At 46.4% G+C, this 18184-nt stretch carries 13 protein-coding genes; 5 read left to right on the top strand and 8 right to left on the bottom strand.

The window, feature by feature from the left end:
• Positions 1 to 299: 299 nt before the first annotated feature.
• From QFZ80_RS25965 to QFZ80_RS25945, 5 genes are all read left to right on the top strand, one after another.
• Entirely contained in the window at positions 300 to 1541 is a 1242-nt protein-coding gene (locus QFZ80_RS25965) for a nitrate/nitrite transporter (protein ID WP_307553168.1), read from the top strand.
• A gap of 268 nt (positions 1542 to 1809) precedes the next feature.
• Positions 1810 to 4227, top strand: coding sequence for a nitrite reductase large subunit NirB (gene nirB, locus QFZ80_RS25960; protein WP_307553169.1), 2418 nt, complete (start codon positions 1810 to 1812; stop codon positions 4225 to 4227).
• A 32-nt stretch (positions 4228 to 4259) separates the two neighbouring features.
• Positions 4260 to 4610 carry a nitrite reductase small subunit NirD gene (gene nirD / locus QFZ80_RS25955; protein WP_307553170.1) on the top strand — a complete coding sequence of 117 codons (351 nt, stop codon included), beginning with the start codon at positions 4260 to 4262 and terminating at the stop codon, positions 4608 to 4610.
• 74 nt (positions 4611 to 4684) lie between these two features.
• Positions 4685 to 5800, top strand: coding sequence for a molybdopterin oxidoreductase family protein (locus QFZ80_RS25950; RefSeq protein WP_307561805.1), 1116 nt, complete (start codon positions 4685 to 4687; stop codon positions 5798 to 5800).
• Positions 5739 to 6794: a molybdopterin oxidoreductase family protein gene (locus QFZ80_RS25945; RefSeq protein ID WP_307561803.1), complete on the top strand. Its 1056-nt coding sequence runs from the start codon at positions 5739 to 5741 to the stop codon at positions 6792 to 6794. The genes QFZ80_RS25950 and QFZ80_RS25945 overlap by 62 nt, the downstream gene beginning before the upstream one ends.
• Before the next feature lie 79 nt (positions 6795 to 6873).
• Here the strand turns inward: QFZ80_RS25945 and QFZ80_RS25940 are convergent, their stop codons facing one another.
• The 8 genes from QFZ80_RS25940 to QFZ80_RS25905 form a co-directional block, all read right to left on the bottom strand.
• Positions 6874 to 7575 (bottom strand): DUF1961 family protein, encoded by a 702-nt coding sequence (locus tag QFZ80_RS25940; protein ID WP_307553172.1) that lies wholly within the window; start codon positions 7573 to 7575, stop codon positions 6874 to 6876.
• Between the two features lie 33 nt (positions 7576 to 7608).
• The gene (locus QFZ80_RS25935; RefSeq protein ID WP_307561801.1) at positions 7609 to 9195 is read right to left on the bottom strand and encodes a sulfatase family protein; all 1587 of its coding nucleotides are present in this window, start codon (positions 9193 to 9195) and stop codon (positions 7609 to 7611) included.
• Positions 9192 to 10391, bottom strand: a complete 1200-nt coding sequence (locus QFZ80_RS25930) for an oligogalacturonate lyase family protein (protein WP_307553174.1) — start codon at positions 10389 to 10391, stop codon at positions 9192 to 9194. Before QFZ80_RS25930 ends, QFZ80_RS25935 begins: the two co-directional genes overlap by 4 nt.
• Before the next feature lie 116 nt (positions 10392 to 10507).
• Positions 10508 to 12064 carry an extracellular solute-binding protein gene (locus tag QFZ80_RS25925; RefSeq protein ID WP_307561798.1) on the bottom strand — a complete coding sequence of 519 codons (1557 nt, stop codon included), beginning with the start codon at positions 12062 to 12064 and terminating at the stop codon, positions 10508 to 10510.
• A gap of 133 nt (positions 12065 to 12197) precedes the next feature.
• Complete coding sequence (locus QFZ80_RS25920) at positions 12198 to 13079, bottom strand: carbohydrate ABC transporter permease (RefSeq protein WP_307553177.1); 882 nt, start codon at positions 13077 to 13079, stop codon at positions 12198 to 12200.
• 90 nt (positions 13080 to 13169) lie between these two features.
• Positions 13170 to 14138: an ABC transporter permease gene (locus tag QFZ80_RS25915; protein ID WP_307553178.1), complete on the bottom strand. Its 969-nt coding sequence runs from the start codon at positions 14136 to 14138 to the stop codon at positions 13170 to 13172.
• A gap of 205 nt (positions 14139 to 14343) precedes the next feature.
• Positions 14344 to 15447, bottom strand: a complete 1104-nt coding sequence (locus tag QFZ80_RS25910; RefSeq protein WP_373460161.1) for a glycoside hydrolase family 88/105 protein — start codon at positions 15445 to 15447, stop codon at positions 14344 to 14346.
• Positions 15448 to 15450: 3 nt separating this feature from the next.
• The gene (locus tag QFZ80_RS25905; RefSeq protein WP_307553180.1) at positions 15451 to 18096 is read right to left on the bottom strand and encodes an exo-rhamnogalacturonan lyase family protein; all 2646 of its coding nucleotides are present in this window, start codon (positions 18094 to 18096) and stop codon (positions 15451 to 15453) included.
• Positions 18097 to 18184: the final 88 nt, after the last annotated feature.

The following is an 18184-nucleotide window of genomic DNA, read 5'->3' as shown; positions in this document are numbered from 1 at the left end:
TTGACATGTCGAAAATGTCGTACTATAATAAAGTTAGAAATCGGCACAATGATGTGCCTCTAACGAAGGCAATGGCGCCTATCCCCTTACAAATACGTAACCGGATAGGCTATTTATGTTCTGTTTACTGAAATATCTAACATGCTGTTCACGATGATGTGGCAGCAGTGGCAATGAGGCCGATAAGCATCCCGCATGGGGTATGTTTGTCGGCCTTTTCTGTTAAAGAACAGTCAGTCAAACACGTCTGGGTAGGAAAAAAAAGAAGGCGAAAAGCCTCGCAAAAGGAGAGGGAATGCATGGTTGATCGGAAAAGTTTTATGCAAGTCGGGCACAAAGGGTCATTGTTCAGTTCATTCTTATATTTTGATATGAGCTTCATGGTTTGGGTTCTTCTTGGGCCACTAGCGGTCATTCTCGCCAATGATTTTCAGCTGAATGCAGCAGAGAAAGCGAATCTCGTCGCATTGCCTGTTTTGGGCGGATCCATTCTTCGATTAGTACTTGGTGTGTTAACAGATAAAATCGGTCCAAAGCTTACAGGGCAAATCGGATTAACGTTAACTTTAATACCATTGTTCTGGGGCTGGCAATTCGCTAACACCATGGGTGATATGTACTTCGTGGCTTTGATGCTCGGTATTGCCGGAGCAAGTTTTGCCGCTGCTCTGCCGCTGGCTAGCAGCTGGTATCCGCCGCAGTATCAAGGGTTAGCAATGGGAATCGCGGGAGCAGGGAATAGCGGTACGATCTTCGCGACCTTATTCGCAAACCGACTAGCTCAACATTATGGTGATTGGCATATTGTTTTTGGCATAGCGATGATACCAATTGCTCTAACGCTTATCATCTTCAGTCTGTTGGCGAAGGATAGTCCTAATAAGCCTGCGCCTAAGACAATTGCCGAATATGGCAAGGTATTGAAACAAAAAGATTCATGGCTATTCTGTATTTTATACAGTGTAACCTTCGGTGGTTTCGTTGGAATGGCATCGTACTTGACCATCTTCTTTAACACACAATACGGTTTAGCTCCAGTTAAAGCGGCTGACTTTACAACAATATGCGTGATCGGTGGGAGCTTCTTCCGCCCGGTAGGCGGATGGCTTGCTGATAAGATAGGCGGCATTCGGATGTTAATGGTCCTGTACGGCGTTGTAGCTTTGATGATGGCTGGTATTTCCACACTTCCATCACTTTCCTTAACAACAGTCATGCTCTTCGTCGCCATGATGGCTTTCGGTATGGGGAATGGATCGGTTTTCCAACTTGTTCCACAGCGTTTCAAGACGGAACTTGGTGTTATAACAGGAGTCGTAGGGGCAGCAGGGGGATTGGGCGGTTTCTTCTTACCCAAGATTCTCGGTAACCTGAAACTATCGACAGGCTCTTTTACACCAGGTTTCCTAATCCTAAGTGCTATTGCGATTTCATGTCTCTTGTTGATCGCTATTGTGCAAGGACAATGGAAACGTACATGGATAGGCGAAGGCGGCAAAGTGAAGGTAGCTCCAGCTTCTATGGATAGTGTGCATGCTTAAGTAAAAAGTTCAAGCCGCTGGTCTTATGGCCAGCGGCATAAGAGTAAAAGTTTTTGCTCATGCAGCTTGAGTGTCCAGGCTGCATGCGCAAAGACGTTTACGACTTACCGTCTTTGGTAGTTCAAGTCGAACTACTCAAGCTCCATATCCCAATTTTGTCATTTGGGGGCGCAGACTAGATTCGCTGCTCCCAGTGACCCTTTTTTAATCGGGAATGGAACCGCACAAATGGGATATAGAGATAGACATATTAGAGAGGAAGATGGCAATGACTCAAAAAGAAAAATTGGTATTAGTAGGAAATGGAATGGCGGGTGTTAACGCTGTTGAACATTTGCTTAAACTTGCACCTGACAAATATGAGGTTACGATTTTTGGAAGTGAACCGCATCCGAACTATAACAGAATCTTGTTGTCCTATGTACTTGCCGGAGATTCCAAAGTAGAGGATATCGTCATTCATCCTTATGAGTGGTATGCGAATAACCATATTATCTTGCACACAAACCAAACGGTTACTGACATCGATACGGCCGCTCAGACGGTAACGAGCGATAAAGGGCTAACGGTTTCCTACGATAAATTAATTTTGGCTACAGGGTCCAATCCTTTCATGATTCCTTTACCTGGAGCTGATAAAGAAGGGGTTATGGCTTACCGGACCATTCGTGATTGTGAGATTATGATAGAGTCCGCTAAAAAGTATAAAAAAGCGATCGTGATCGGTGGCGGTTTGCTTGGATTAGAGGCAGCTAGGGGCTTCCTCAACTTAGGGATGAAGGTCGATGTTGTTCACATCTTAGATACAATTATGGAGCGTCAACTCGATCGTACGGCTTCCAAATTGCTGCAAGCGGCACTTGAAGAACAAGGCATCAACTTCTTGCTCGAGAAGCAATCCGCTGAGATCGTGGGCGATAAGCGCGTAACTGGATTGAAATTCAAAGATGGTACCGTTGCTGAGGCAGATCTTATCGTAATGGCTGTAGGTATTCGTCCCAATGTAGAGCTTGCGAAGAAGTCCGGAGTTGAGTGTAATCCCGGTATTATCGTGAATGATTATTTGCAAACGAGTGTTCCAAATGTTTATGCGGTTGGGGAATGCGCCATGCACCGAGGGATTGCTTACGGATTGGTAGCACCGCTCTACGAGCAAGGGGCTGTACTTGCTAAACATTTGGCAGGCGTGGAAACGGCTCCTTATGAAGGATCGATCCTTTATACGAAGCTTAAAGTATCTGGTGTTGACGTATTCTCAGGCGGACAGTTTGGCGATGAGGAAGGATCGAAAGCCATCCGCATTCATGATGAATTCACAGGCGTTTATAAGAAGGTTGTCGTTAAAGACAATAAGATCATCGGTGCTGTTCTCTTCGGAGATACGGCGGATGGTACGAGACTTATGCAAATGATTCGAGAAGAAACAGATATTACTGGCTTGGAAAAAACGGCTATTTTAACGGATTCATCCGGAGGCGGAGCGGCATCGGGTGTTGCTGAAATGAAAGACGATGCTATTATTTGCGGTTGTAATGGGGTTACAAAAGGAACGATTTGTTCAGCGATCAAGGAACAAGGATTAACAACTGTTGATGAAGTGAAAAATTGTACGACTGCTTCTCGCTCTTGCGGCGGTTGTAAACCACTGGTTAGTGATTTGTTGGCATTTACTCTAGGTGCTTCTTATGATAAGAATGCTGCGAAAGAGACGATTTGCGCTTGTACAGACCATACACGGGATGAAGTCGTTACAGCAATTCGTGAAAAAGGTTTATCCCATGTACGTGAAGTAATGAACGTGCTTGGTTGGAAAAATGAAGAAGGCTGCTCGAAATGCCGCCCTGCGCTTAACTATTACTTAGGCATGGTAAGCCCTGAGACTTATAAGGACGATAGTACCTCACGCTTTGTTAATGAGCGTATGCACGCCAACATTCAGAAGGATGGTACGTATTCGGTTGTTCCACGGATTTATGGCGGAGTAACGAATCCTACTGAATTGAAACGGATTGCAGAAGTGGCCGAGAAATTTAATGTCCCTACTGTGAAGTTTACAGGCGGACAACGTCTAGACTTACTAGGTGTGAAGAAAGAAGATCTTACCGCGATGTGGGAAGCTCTAGATATGCCTTCCGGTTATGCTTACGGAAAAGCCTTACGTACGGTTAAAACTTGTGTGGGTGAAACCTTCTGCAGATTCGGCACGGGCGACGCGATGGGCGTAGGTATCGAGCTGGAGAAACGATTCGAACGTTTGAATACGCCTGCCAAAGTGAAGCTGGCTGTATCAGGATGTCCGCGAAATTGCGCCGAGTCAGGAATTAAAGACTTAGGAGTGGTTTCAGTGGATGGCGGTTGGGAGCTTTACGCCGGAGGAAACGGCGGTGTCAAGGTACGTGTTGGTGATCTCTTGACCACTGTCAAAACGGAACAGGAAATTATCGAATATACGGAAGCTTATCTGCAGTACTATCGTGAATCCGGTAAGTATGGTGAGCGCACAAGTGAGTGGGTACACCGACTTGGTATCGAGCATATTCGCGAAGTCGTAGAAAATGAAGAAGAGCGCAAACAATTGTGTGCTCGGATGGATCAAGCACTTTCTGTGACGAAGGACCCTTGGAAACAAGCGATTGATAGCAAAAAAATTCAGCGTGACCTGTATGAAGTCGTAGAGCTTAATTAGACAAAGAAGAAAAGCCCGGGAGGAGCAAATCAATGAAAACACAAGAAGAGCAAATGGTATGGGTGCAGGCAGTATCTTATGAGGATTTAGCTTTAAACACAGGGAAAACGATTCGTTATCAAGGGGAAGAGGTTGCACTTTTCAAGCTGAAAAGCGGCAAGCTTCATGCGATTCAGAACCGCTGTCCGCATAAAGAGGGCGTCCTGGCAGAAGGAATTGTTTGTGATGATCACGTCTTCTGTCCGATGCATGATCGCAAGATTCATCTCCCTTCCGGTCTCGTTCAAGCTCCGGATACGGGGTGTGTACAAACGTATTCAACGAAAGTTCATGAAGGTACGGTGTTTATTGGATTTCCGATAAACAAAGAATTAGCCTGCTAGATTTGTTGACTACACAAGCACATTAAGATGCATTGAGATTTCATAGAGAGCTTTATCATCGGGGGTGGGGTGCGTTGAAATCAGCACTATTAACATTACCTAAAGAACAACCCTCCTCCCATTGCTGCTTTTGCAGCATGCAGTGCGGATTGGAGATTATGCCGAGTGAGAAGACGTCTGGTCTCACGATCAAACCAAGCCCGAACTTTCCTGTAGCGACTAGCCGTCTTTGCCAGAAAGGTTTGAATGCACTGGATCATGTGCTTCATGCCGATCGGATTCTTGAGCCATTGACTAGGGAGATTGGTGAGCCACGGAGGTGGCGTACTGTCTCTTGGGACCATGCGTTTGCAGACATTGCTGAACGAATTCAAGGACTGCAAGCGACATATGGCCCTGATGCCATTGGCGTGTATGGCGGAGGTTCACTTACCAATGAAGTTAGTTACTTACTTGGTAAGTTTACCCGCGTAGCGCTTAGGTCCAAATACATTGATTACAATGGCAGATACTGTATGTCCTCGGCGGCAGCAGCCAGTAATCAGGCTTTCGGGATCGATCGCGGGATGACCATGCCCCTGACGGAAGTTCCAAATGCCAAATATATCATTCTTGCAGGAACGAATATTGCGGAATGCCAACCGACGATGATGCCTTATTTACTTGAAGCGAAGAAAAAAGGCGCAGTGATCGTTACGATTGATCCGCGTAATACGATGACTTCGAAGGTAGCGGATATCCATGTTCGTCTACAACCGGGATTCGACTCTGTATTTGTAAACGGACTCCTACATGTCATGGTGGAGGAGAAGCTCGTCCATCATCGATTTATTGAAGAACGTACCGTTGGGTTTGAGCAGTTGAAGGAGGCTGTTAAGCCTTTCACCCCAGCGAGAGTGGAGGAGCTAACTGGCGTTCTGGAAGCTGTAACTCGTACGATTGCTCGTGGATTCGCGAAGGCAGAGACGGGGATTGTGCTTACAGCGCGCGGCTTGGAACAGCAAGTGAACGGTGTAGAGAACACGCTGAATTACATTAATTTATCCTTGATCACAGGTAAAATAGGGCGCAAAGGCTGCGGATATGGCGCCGTAACTGGCCAAGCGAACGGGCAAGGTGGACGCGAGCATGGGCAAAAAGGCGGACCAACTGCCGGGCTATCGTTTGATCGAAGACCCAGCTGCACGTGAGCATGTTGCCAAGGTATGGGGAATCGATCCGAGTGAACTGCCGGGCAAAGGGGTTTCTGCTTATGAACTGCTGCAAAAGATAGATGAAGGTGAAATCAAAGCCTTAATCGTCCTCGGATCGAATCCGCTCGTATCCAGCCCTAATAATCGGATGGTGGAGCGGGCGCTGCAGAAGCTGGAGTTGCTTGTTGTCGTTGACATGTTCGAAACCGAAACGGCGCGTTATGCCCATTATTTGTTACCAGGGTCATCCTTTGCGGAAGCAGAGGGTACGATGACCAATTTGGAAGGACGCGTGTTTCATCGTCAGAAAGCGATGGAGCTTCCGGGAAACAGCAGACTTGATTTCCACATTATTTGTCAGCTAGCGGAAGCGTTGGGCAGGGGCACCTATTTTCAATATGCGGGTATTGAAGATGTGTTTCGCGAGTTAGCAGCAGCTACGGCTGGAGGGAAAGCGGATTACAGCGGCATTACGTATGAGCGGCTTCAGGAGGAGAAAGGCATATTCTGGCCGTGTCCTGCTCCTAACCATCCGGGTACACCGCTATTATTTGAGAATCATTTTAATCATTCTGATGGTAAAGCCAGATTGTTCGGTATTAAGCCCAAAATGCCGGCAGAACCAATCGATTCGGACTATCCCTTCGTATTGACAACGGGGAGGCTGGCGAATCATTATTTAAGCGGCGCTCAAACACGTCGAACGGAAGCGTTGAATAAGAAGGCTCCCGTTCCCATTGCCGAGATTCATCCATGGCTCGCTAAGAGAATTGGACTGAGTTTGGATAACAAGATCCGCATTACAAGCCGCCGTGGATCCTTGATTTTCGAAGTTAAAGTGACGGAAGGTATTCAGCCTCGTACGGTTTTTGTACCCTTTCATTGGGGCGATGAGCATTCGATTAATCAATTAACAAATGATGCGCTGGATCCCACAAGTCGGATGCCGGAGTTTAAAATATGCGCAGTTAAAGTGGAACGTGTCGAGTAGACCGCACGCAGCTTAGTTGGCTTGGCCAAAGAACTAAGCTGGTGCGGTCTGTTTTTGTGGGTAATAGAGAGGTATGATTTTACCAAGCATGCTTTTTTGAAATCGAATATACAGTAAGATTGGCGTATTCGGCTATAAGAGGAGCCATCTGGCGAAAGCCGATTTTTCCTCCGGTAAGGGGCTTTCCACATGTTTTCCCGTCATCGGTCCAATGCAAGACAGTCAGATCATTGATGGCGAATAAAATTTCACTTCCCCATTTAAACAATTTCATCCGGTATGGACCTTTGGCATCGGTAACGGACGGGATCGGATCTCCGCCCTGCGAAACCAGATGAAAGCCATAGCTTTTACGCAGATTGCACGTATGAAAACTCCGCTCCTCTTCTTCCTTGCGTCTGAAGTAGGATACATGGAAAGCATCGATATCTCCATGGTGATATTGGTCGTACACACCTGTTCTTACGGAAAGCCGGCTGTCAAACAAATCTTCACCCCGTATCCCTTTTGCGGCAAAAAACAAGATGCAAAGCCCCGGCTCATGAATCGGCCAAAAATCCCAAGTGATCGCGATGTTGTCTGGAAATTCAACCGGACACCAATAAACGAAATTGGATTTTTGCCCAAGCTTTGGGTCAAGCTTATTTTCCATCCGCATTCGATTCAGTGGAAAACTGGCAACAGCCTGCCCTTCCATTTTGAAATCAAGCACATCGCTTTCAACGGCTAAAGGATTTTGATATATAAGCTCATCTAGCAGGAATATTTCATTCCAATCCATGTTGTACGTCACCCTCACTCATCTATTGGTGAATTACTTATCTTTTGATCCAAACAAGGTTATAAGGCTGCTCCAATCTCCGCCCAACGCCTTCCAAAACCAGGAGCGCTGCTGTTTAGGAAGCAGCGAAGGCGGAACTCTGGAATCCCATGGCATTCGCGAGAACGGCCTTGGGTTAGTTTTGGCTTCTTGAGGCTGAAAAGGAATGACTTTCAATTTATAGCCTGTTTCATCGAGTGCAATTTCAGGATTTCCATAGTTTTTGACCCAATCAACGGCTGCCGTCTGATGCTCTTTTTTAACATGCTGAAAGTCGGGATCATCCGCCAAATCAATAAGCTCATGCGGATCACTAAGGAGATTATACAGCTCTTCGTAGCCGCCATTCTGATAAAAGAGGTATTTCCACTCTTTGCTGCGGACATGGAGCATATAGTTGGGTGCCACATAGAATTCAGAACAGACTACATCTCGGCGAACCGAGGATGGTTCCGTGAGCAGTTCCAATAGATCCAAACCAGACCTTCCGTCGTAATTGCGATTTTCACTGGTCCGATTAACCAGAGTAGGGAAAATATCAAGCAGGGTAGTCAATTCATCACAGCGGGTACCCGGATGAATAACGCCGGGCCACCTTATTAACATCGGGATGTGCAAACTGCCCTCGTGCCCTAAGTTTTTAAACCATAATCGGTGGTCGCCGAGCAGTTCTCCATGATCCGATGTGAAAATAACAAGTGTATTATCCGCCAGCCCCTCTTCCTCTAGCGTTTGCATGATCCGACCTATTTGTTCATCGATAAACGTAATGTTGGCATAATAATAAGCCCTGTTTGTGAGATTAGCGTGCTCCGAGTACAGATCGGCTTCCATTGCTTGACGATGCGATTTCAAATAAGGATTTTTCGACGTTCCATCCTTATCGGAAACCCAAGGCCTCGGCATTTCTTCCGGAGCATATAAATCCGTCAAGTGTGAAGGACAATCGAAAGGAGCATGAGGCTTGACGAACGACGTCCATAAGAAAAAAGGTTTGTTAGAGGGTCTTTCCGTTTTTAGCCACTCTACCGTTCGATCCCCGCACCATTGTGTGATATGAAGCTCTTTGGGTAGGCCGTTCACAAGCGGCTTTAGTTCGTTATAACCGATCTCTGGAGGTTTCTCCCACCCCCAGGCATCATGCTCCATCAGGTATCGGTCATAATCATCAAAACGGATATCCTGTATCCGTTCAGCCGTACGTACCCCCCTCATTTCTTCCGATAAAATGAGATGATCCATGCCATACGTTTGCTCATCCGGTGTAAAATGCATCTTTCCGATCGCCTGATTGTGATATCCTGCTTTGGACAAATAAGCTGCAATCGACTCATCGGCGGCAATAGCAGGGGCTGATTCGTTGTTAAACACATTCGTCTTTCCCGCGGCAAATCCCGTCATCGTGCAGGCTCTGGCAGGAGCACAGAGAGGGTAAGGGGTAATCGCATTTTCGAAAACGGCCCCTTCCTGCGCCAATCGATCCAAATGTGGGGTTTGAATCGTTTTATTGCCGTAAACCCCCAACGTATCCCATCGCTGCTGGTCCGTAAAGATGAGAAGTAGATTCGGTTGTGTCTTCATGTAACTGGCATCTCGGGTAAAGATTCGAATTCCGGCATGTCGACCATGTACAAGTTACCATATCCCGACATATCACTCGTAAATAGCACATGCTTACCGTCCGGGCTTAGTCTCGGATGAACGTGAAGAATTTGAGAATGGAAACTTCCACGATGCTTACATAGTATACGTGGACCTTTAAACCCGGATCCGTCATTCCGCCATACCTGCAGCGTATCTTGAAATTGCTGCCCATGATAAGCGCTCGTTTGCTGACCGTCACCGATAACAAGCGATAGATCATTTGAATGTACATGCATATTTTGAAAAGGAAATTCGTACTGCTGGACATGACTGTTATCAAAAAGGACAGCCCCAATTATTTTCCCGGTGTGATCTTCAAGAGAATTGGTAAACCCGTGGTAGCCGATATGAATGCCGTCTGACAGCCAATATTCGTGGCCGACATATTCATTAGGCTTCTTATCCTTAACCTGCCAAGAATGTCCGGTGGCGATATCCAGCACCCAAATCCGATGATCTATCTGTTCCCAGGGCCCTTCATGACAAAATGTCAGCAGATGCGCTTGCGTTGGCGACGTATTGACGTGGCCGATCCACAGCTGGTCCTCATGAAGCTTTTTCACTTTCCCGTTGACAGGGGAAACCGCCATAATCATACTGTGCGGCTTCGCACGGAAATACGCTTCAAAACCCAAGTAACCATTCTTGGTATCCATCACGATACTTTGAGTTAAATCCTTATTCAGACCAAAACATAACCACTGTCCGTCTGCGGTACAGCTCAAGCTGCCGAATTTATAGTCCTCGGGAATCGTATAGAGAATCCTTTCTTCCATCGTTTCCAAGTTGATTGCCATAATTGAATTGTCATAATAGAAATAAGCCTCATGTCCATCGGGATGAAGAAAGGTCCCTTGAATTCGAGATTCACGGCCGCGTTCCAAATCCGTTAATTGGGTAATCACCCCATCGTGCAGATCCATGCTGTACAGATTGGTAACATTCTCACGATCCGATCCGAAGATCAACTTCCCATCCCCATAGAAGCCGTTATTCGTAAAATAGATATGGTGACTGTGCGAGCAGTGATTCGTTAACTGAGTTACCGTTACGCCCGTTATCAGATCTGTATAACTGCGTCGTTCCGAAGGCCAAACTGTTCCTTTACCGCCTCTGAATCTTGCCATTGTCATCGCAATCGCTCCTTTCGTTATACCGATATAAATTTCAACCTGAACCTTTTAGAGAAAAAGTCCAGTCCTATTGAGCGACTGGACATATCCTCTAAAAGCAGTTCTACTGGCTTAACTTATTTAGCCTTGCTTGCAGCGAAGGCTTCGCTTATTTCTTTTGTATAGTCATCGCCGCCGCTCTTTTTCCACAAATCCATGTCGGCTTTAAAGCCGGCTTCATCGATTTTGCCGACAATAAATTTAATTCGTGCGTCTTCCACCATTTGATCCAATTGCGCGCCTTTTTGCGTATAGGTTGCCGTTGTAAATGGTTCTCCGGGATTGGTAACAATGATTTTCTCATTTGCCTTTTGCACTTCGATCGACTTCGTGCGAAGCGGTGTAGACGGTTTGAACATGTCATTGATAATGTACGGAATCGAAGATAAGATCTGGTTCATATTCTTGTTATTAATATCAGGAGCCATTGGATCAGTTGGAACGATAAGAATAGACTGTTTGCCGTCTTCCACTTTATAATGAACACCTTCAATACCAAAGTTGAGTAACGCTTGCATATCTTTATCGTTGGTCTTATCCAAGAAAGTAAGCACTTTCTTCAGGTCAGCTTCTGTTTTAACGCTGGATTTCGAGATGAGGAACATGCCGTTGTGTCCGGCTGTCGGTTGATTGTGAAGACCGGTAGGGCCGCTTACAGCTCCAATGATATCTATACTGCCCTTCGGATTGACTTGTTTCATTTTCTCTTCAATTTGATAGGAACGTTCCGTAACGTCAACCGCTACACCCGCTTGTCCGTTAATAATCGGATCATTCCATTTCGCTGAATCATATACCGCAAAATCTTGATTGATTAACTTCTCGTTATACAGTTTTTTGAAAAATTTGAGTGCTTCCATATATTCTGGAGTCAAATGGGCGGGTATCAACTTGCCGTCTTTCTCAGCCCACTTATTCGGAGCACCGAACCAAGTTTGCATAATATCAAAGGGACCCGTATATCTAGTTACGACCATGCCATACGTATCGTTTTTGCCGTTTTTATCAGGGTCATTGGTGGCGAATGCCTTTAACATCGCGTAAAATTCATCGATCGTCTTCGGTTCCTTCATGCCTAAATTATCAAGCCAATCCTTACGGTAGCTGATCCCCATTCGTCCGATCGGGCGGGATACATAGAGGCCATAGAATTTACCGTTTACCGACGTATTGTTAAGTACAGTTGGGTTCGCTTGTTTAAGATTCGGATAATCTTTGAGATAAGGGCCTATTTCCCAGAATGCGCCTCCTTTGATAGCGTTGGCAACAGCGGGCAATTTCGCATTATTTACAAATAGAAGAGAAGGAATGGAACCGGAAGCAAGCGTTATGTTCAGTTTATCGTTATAGCTTGCATCAGGAACAAATTGGAAATCAAGCTTCGTGTTCGTATGTTCTTCAACTTTTTTCCATACTTTACTTTCTGGGGTAGCCGTATCATTGTAGTAGCTCTTCAACATGATACTGATAGGGAATGGCTTCTCTTTTGCAGCGGTTGTCGCTCCTGAGGTCGTCTTAGGTGTATCAGTTGCTTTAGACCCGTCAGTACCCGAGCTGCACCCCGCTATAACTGTAACTGCTACTATGATGCTAGTAGTGGCAAGCAATGGTTTTTTCTTTTTTTCCCAATTCATATTCTTTTTCCTCCCTTTGTCTTATCAAAAATATACTTGTTTATGATGAAGCATGCACCTGTCGTCAAACACTTACTGGATTTGGACCGATGCTGCGACAATCCGAAAATAGTCCCCCGTCGCTATAAAAGCGTTACCCTTTTACCGCACCAATTAAAACCCCTTTGGCAAAATACTTTTGAATAAACGGGTAAACCATCAAGATCGGTAATGTACCCACAACGATGATCGCCATTTTAATCGATTGATCCGGTGGTTTTACATAAGTAGGATCATACGTCCCCATCTCTAGCGCGCCTGATGCCAAAAGTACAATTTGCCTCAATAGAACCTGCATCGGCCACATTTTGGCGTCTGATAGATAGATCAGCGCATGAAAGAAATCATTCCAATGGGCAACGGCGTAGAAAAGCGCGAATGTTGCGATAACCGGTTTGGAAAGCGGTAAAACAATTCGCCACAGCACGCCTATATCATTACACCCGTCTATTCGGGCCGATTCAATCAGTTCGCCCGGAATTTCTTGGAAAAATGATTTCACGACAATCAAGTTAAAGGCGTTGATGGCGACAGGCAGCATGACCGCCCAGTAGGTGTTCAATAGTCCTAAGCCTTTAACAACCAGATAAGTTGGGATAATCCCGCCGCTAAACACCATCGTGAAGATGATTAGGTTCAAGACGACATTTCGGCCGATCATGTGCCGCCGCGATAAAGCATAGGCCATCGTAAAGGTAAACAATAGATTTACAAGAGTTCCCCCTACGGTTATAAATACGGATACGAATAAACTTCGCGGTAACGTATTATCTTTAAATACGAACTTGTAAGCATCGAATGTGATTTCTTTGGGAATTAGGAAAAAGGATCTGCTTCCTATCTCAAGATCGCTTGCGAACGACCCCGCCACGATATACATAACCGGAAGAACCATAGTAAGGGCAACGAGAGCAAGAAAGAGATAATTGGCAATATCAAACAGTTTTTCGCCTACTGACGAATGACGCGTGTTCATAGTACTCTCCCCCTAAGAGTTTTGCGATAGCAAAACTTTCTTCGTAAGCATGTGCTGAGTTTTGCGATAGCAAAACTTTCTTCGTAAGTATCAAAATATACCGGAGTGCCCAGCCCTTTTGGCTAAATAATTAGTTGAAAAGACGAGAATGACACCGATGATGGCTTTAAATAACCCTACCGCCGCGCTGTAGCTGAAAGCGCCCTGTACGATCCCCGCCGTGTAAACATAAGTGTCAAACACTTCGGCCACAGGCCGGTTTAGTGGGTTGATCATTAATAGGACTTGTTCAAATCCACGATCCATAAAGTGACCCATTCGCAGAATCAGCACGATAATGATCGTTCCTTGAATGGCCGGCAGCGTAATGTGCCAAAGTTGGCGAAAACGGTTTGCTCCATCGACGATGGCCGCTTCATACTGCTCTTGATCCACCCCCGCAAGCGCTGCGAGGAAGATGATCGTTCCCCAACCCATCTCTTTCCAAATACTCTGTGTGATAATCAGGGGACGAAACCAGTTTTCACTTGTCAGAAAGTCGATTTTATACCCGAATAGCTTAAGCATCATTTCATTGATGACTCCACCTTCTGTCGTCAAAAGAAGATAGGAAATACTTGCAACAATAACCATCGAAATAAAATGGGGGATATAAATCAGTGATTGGATAAAGCGTTTGTAAAAAGATTTGCGGACTTCGTTTAACAATACCGCCAGTATGATAGGCGCCGGGAAGAAAAACACCATATCATACAAACCAAGCAAAAGCGTATTGCGTATCAATCTGAAAAATACGGGGTCTTGAAAAAATTGCTTAAAATTATCTAGTCCGACCCACTCGCTTTTAAAAAAACCGACGTAAGGCTGATAGTTTTTGAAGGCAAGGAGGACCCCCCACATCGGAACATATTTAAAAATAATAAAGTAGGCCAATCCCGGCAGCAGCAGCAGCAATAAATATTTATCTCTTAGAACTTTGCCTATTAGCGTATTGCGCTTGGAATTTCCTACGGATGGGACAGGCGCTATGTGCTGTTCAGCCCCTGATGCTTTGATCATGTTCTCACTCCTTCGCAAATTGAATTGAAATTTTAGCTTGTGGCTTTGTAAGATAAACACTATAAGATTCAAATATTTCTGACAACAACACTATTTTGAAACCGCTTTCTCAAAAAAGTATGAAGTTAGAAAAAAAGTATTATCACCATGAATCAGCTTTTTTTATAAGGGATAACACCGAGAAAACAATGGGTTGAACATTCCTTTATTCGGTTTGTGAAATGTCTTTCAACCATTTGTACGTTAGAAGCGAAGAGAGGAATACTAAGGCCAGACCCTGTCCCCAGCCTTGAATCCGTTCATGGGCGACCCCTTTGTAGCCATCGGCGTCTTTCATTACAGCCGTTCCAGCCGAAACGTCCAACACTGTACCGTTATTCGAAATTTTCGATAATACGGCAGGCACGGCCTTTTGAATATATTTATTGTACATAGGGGCGCCGATGGCTTCGTTGTATCGAATCAATCCGGCGGCAAGACCCGCAGAGCCCGATGTTTCCTCATAAGAGGTCGGATCATTCAGAACGGTGTGCCAGAGCCCATGATCAGATTGGAGCCGGACGATGCTGCTAAGTTGATCACGCAGCGAATCGTACATTTTCATATAGGACGGATGTGTGACTTCTACGATATGCAGCGCTTCCGACATCGTATATGCTGCCCATGAATTGCCACGCGCCCAATAGACAGCGGACATGTTGTTCTGGGCGATATGATCCCAACCATGAACATATAGATTTGTTTCACGATCCTGCAAGAAGCGCTCGTGTGCATGGTACTGCAGTAAGCCATCCTCCAGCCATTCGTTTCTTTCAAGTAAAGTGCCAATGCGGATGAGAAAATATCCAGCCATAAACATCGTATCGACCCAAGCCTGCTGCGGAAAATCGTAATTTTGCGATACGGTGTGCTGAAACACGCCATCCGCGAATCGTACCGCATCTGTTCTCAAGAACTCCGCCATTTGGACTGCTATATCCAGATAACGTTCCGATTTGGTTTGATCGTACAGTGTAAGCAAGGTATGACCTATGGATACAGCGTTGACGGTTAACCTAGGAATGCCTTCCTCCAACTGCTCATCGATCCACGCTTGCAATTGATCCAAATACTTTGATTCTCCAGTAGCCAGATAAGCTTGGCCAACGCCGTAGAAAGCGACTCCGGCAGGCCAATCCCATGTCATATCCATCTGAAACGTTCTGGTTACTAGCCGCTCGATGGCTTGTTTAATATCCGTTTCATTGATCGTTACGTATTTCAAAACAGTTCCTCCTCGAACATTGGAATTTGAAATCTTAGACGGCATCGATTATTTCTTCTGATCCGCGGTATAGGAAGCGCTCAGATATTCAGCATTCAGCTCCGTCGGCAGTTCGTTCCCGATTAGCTCCAGGCACATGATCGCGTTCAAGGACCATTGCGACGTTACATTTGTTGTGATGCTCGGCAGTTCTTGAATAGGTCGGACATACGCGTGCTCCGGCACTTGATAGGTTCGCGTCGCGTCCTCGCTGCCCCCCGGCAGACGATTCTCCAGCATGATCTGCCATGTTATCGCAGCCAGAGCAGCATTACTTCGTCGGTTGGCTGCGTAAGCCGCCATCGATGCCGCAAACATCGGCCAGCTGAATTTAGTATGATCGATGACCCCATTCGTTCGGGCTAACTTTTCCTCAGGTTCTAGGTAATAAAATTCCCCGAATTCTACGAGCATGTCATCCCATTCAGGATCGGAGAGCAGTTGCGAAAGCTCTATCCATACTTGCGGCGCTCCGAAGGAAATGACCATATGATATCCGTAGTTGCCGTCGCTGATATGAGTAAGAATCCCAGTATTCGGATCGTATCCGAATGTCGTGCCTGATAAGAGCCGGAACGGTGCGGCCTTCAAATTCTTAATCCCTTGCAGGATCTTATCTCGGTATTTCGAATTCTCAAAGCGTTCCCATTGCGACATCCAATTCGAGCTGAAGGCTGCCCAGTCCGGACCGCTCCTCACGTGGGTAGGATGCTCGTCCTTCGGGAAATAAGCTCTCATCGGATCGATTCCGACGGTGGCGAAATCAGCATCGGCCACTTCCTTCAAAATATCTCCAATACGTTCATCTGCAGTCAAGAAGTAATAGTAACGATGTAAACCCGCCATTGCTATGCGCGCTTCCTTGCATCCGCAACCCCAGTGAACAACATTATGCCGAGACCCGAGCCCTGCATATTCTCCCAAATGATAGACATCCACTTCACTCGTATGACGCGTCATGGCTTCCGCCATGCGGAACAAATCTGCACGTCCCGACCGCAAGAACGAGAGCCAAAGCCAGATGTTCGGCACAAGCTCGGTGTTCTGCCAGGCAAACCCGCCTACGTCGTATCTCCATTCATGCCGTACGGCATCGTACGTATGCATGAAATCTCCATAATCCCAGAAACCGTACCATCGCCGTCCCTCAACCTCTTGCTTGTAGAAGCTCAAACAGGCGTCGAGTTGATCTTCGATCCAAACTTTAGCAGGCGTGCTGCGGTCAGGCAAGCTCCAGATACCGAATACGTTCGTATCATGATAACGTGCAGGCTCACATAAGAGCTGCGGCGGGGTTTGAACATGGCTAGTCATGTTTGCAAGGTCGGCAGCAGCGGGTGTCCCATCGCAGCACCACAGCATAAGCTCGTTCGTATTTCCGATTCCATATGGTGTACTGCGCAGCTCTTCCGATCCCTCATAGGCGGATTCCACATACGTTGTTGTATCGTAATGACGCATATCCATAGCTGCCGCATCCGGCGACCAGAACCAGAGTGTTAGCTTGGCTTCATTTTTCGTCATACCGGTTACTTCCAAAGACGATGGATGCTTTTGCCAAAAATTGCGCAGCCCTGCTGCAAGCCCGCCGTGAGTGTCTCCGGCATATACGAGCCCTTTCGCACGGTTACCACTGACGGCCTTCACTGGGCTGCATTCTTCATATGTTTGCTTGACGACAGAATAGGAGTCGGCGGAAAGCTGCATCAACTTAAAGCTGTCCCAGGCAGCGGAATCATCAAGCAGCGCTTTGAATTTCGCATCTTTCTCATGATCAAATGCAATCGCTTCCCCAGCTTGCTGACGCCAGAACATGTCCATGTAGACGCCTTTCGTCCGCCATGTCGACAAATGCCGGGGCGATTCACTGAAAAAGCCTGTATCGCCCGCAAAACGAACGTACCTGTTATAAAGGGGGGCTTTCAGCGGCAAAGCAAAAGAGATGCCAAGCCCTTTCACGAAGTCCTCCTGTGGATCTCCATTGAACAATGAGGTGTGGACAATCCGAATCGATGCTTGATTGGCGTAGAAATACAGACGCAGCCGGAAGGGGAGCCAGGAACGATCGGCTTTCTTGGAGATATGCTCGCCCTCCACCATGAGTACGACCCGTGAAGGGCCCTCCTGTTCGATCGTTACGGATGTGACCTCGCCACGAAACGATTCTTCCTGGTAAAGACGTCCACTCGATGTCGTTCGTCGTTCTTCGCGAATACAGACGAGTGAACCATCCGAGCTGATCAGCTTCTCCCCGTGATATAGAGCGCGGATGAATGACTTTCCTTGTTTTCCGACGATACACCGGATGACTCCGGTATCGACAGTCACTGCATCAGCCGATTGAGAAACCTTCATACGGGATCTCGCATGGATCGCTATAGACTGTTCATCGGCGGCTTGTAGTGTATAGCCTTCACTTTCAGGTTTATCGAACGATGCGGCGTGCGCTGTCCATTTCACGCTGCCGTCAGGCCAATAAGCGGTTGGCCAGCTTTGAAGCGCGAGCGGGCTTCCTGACGGGTCAATAAGGGTGAAAGTACCAGCTTGCGACCGATTTAATTCACCTATGTGCCAAGGTACTCCCCACGTAACACCGCAAGAGTTTGGTAGTTCTTCCTCCAACCAATGCATGCGGAGTTGCTTTTTCTCTCCCATGTTTTCTTTCCCCCTCTCCGAATTTGTTTAGGTCTTGGTTCAAGATTAGTATCTATGGGAATTTCCTTCAACCACACTTTCTAACTCC

This window comes from Paenibacillus sp. V4I7, from assembly GCF_030817275.1.
Lineage (GTDB): Bacteria > Bacillota > Bacilli > Paenibacillales > NBRC-103111 > Paenibacillus_E.
This window is presented reverse-complemented; position numbering and strand designations above follow the sequence as displayed.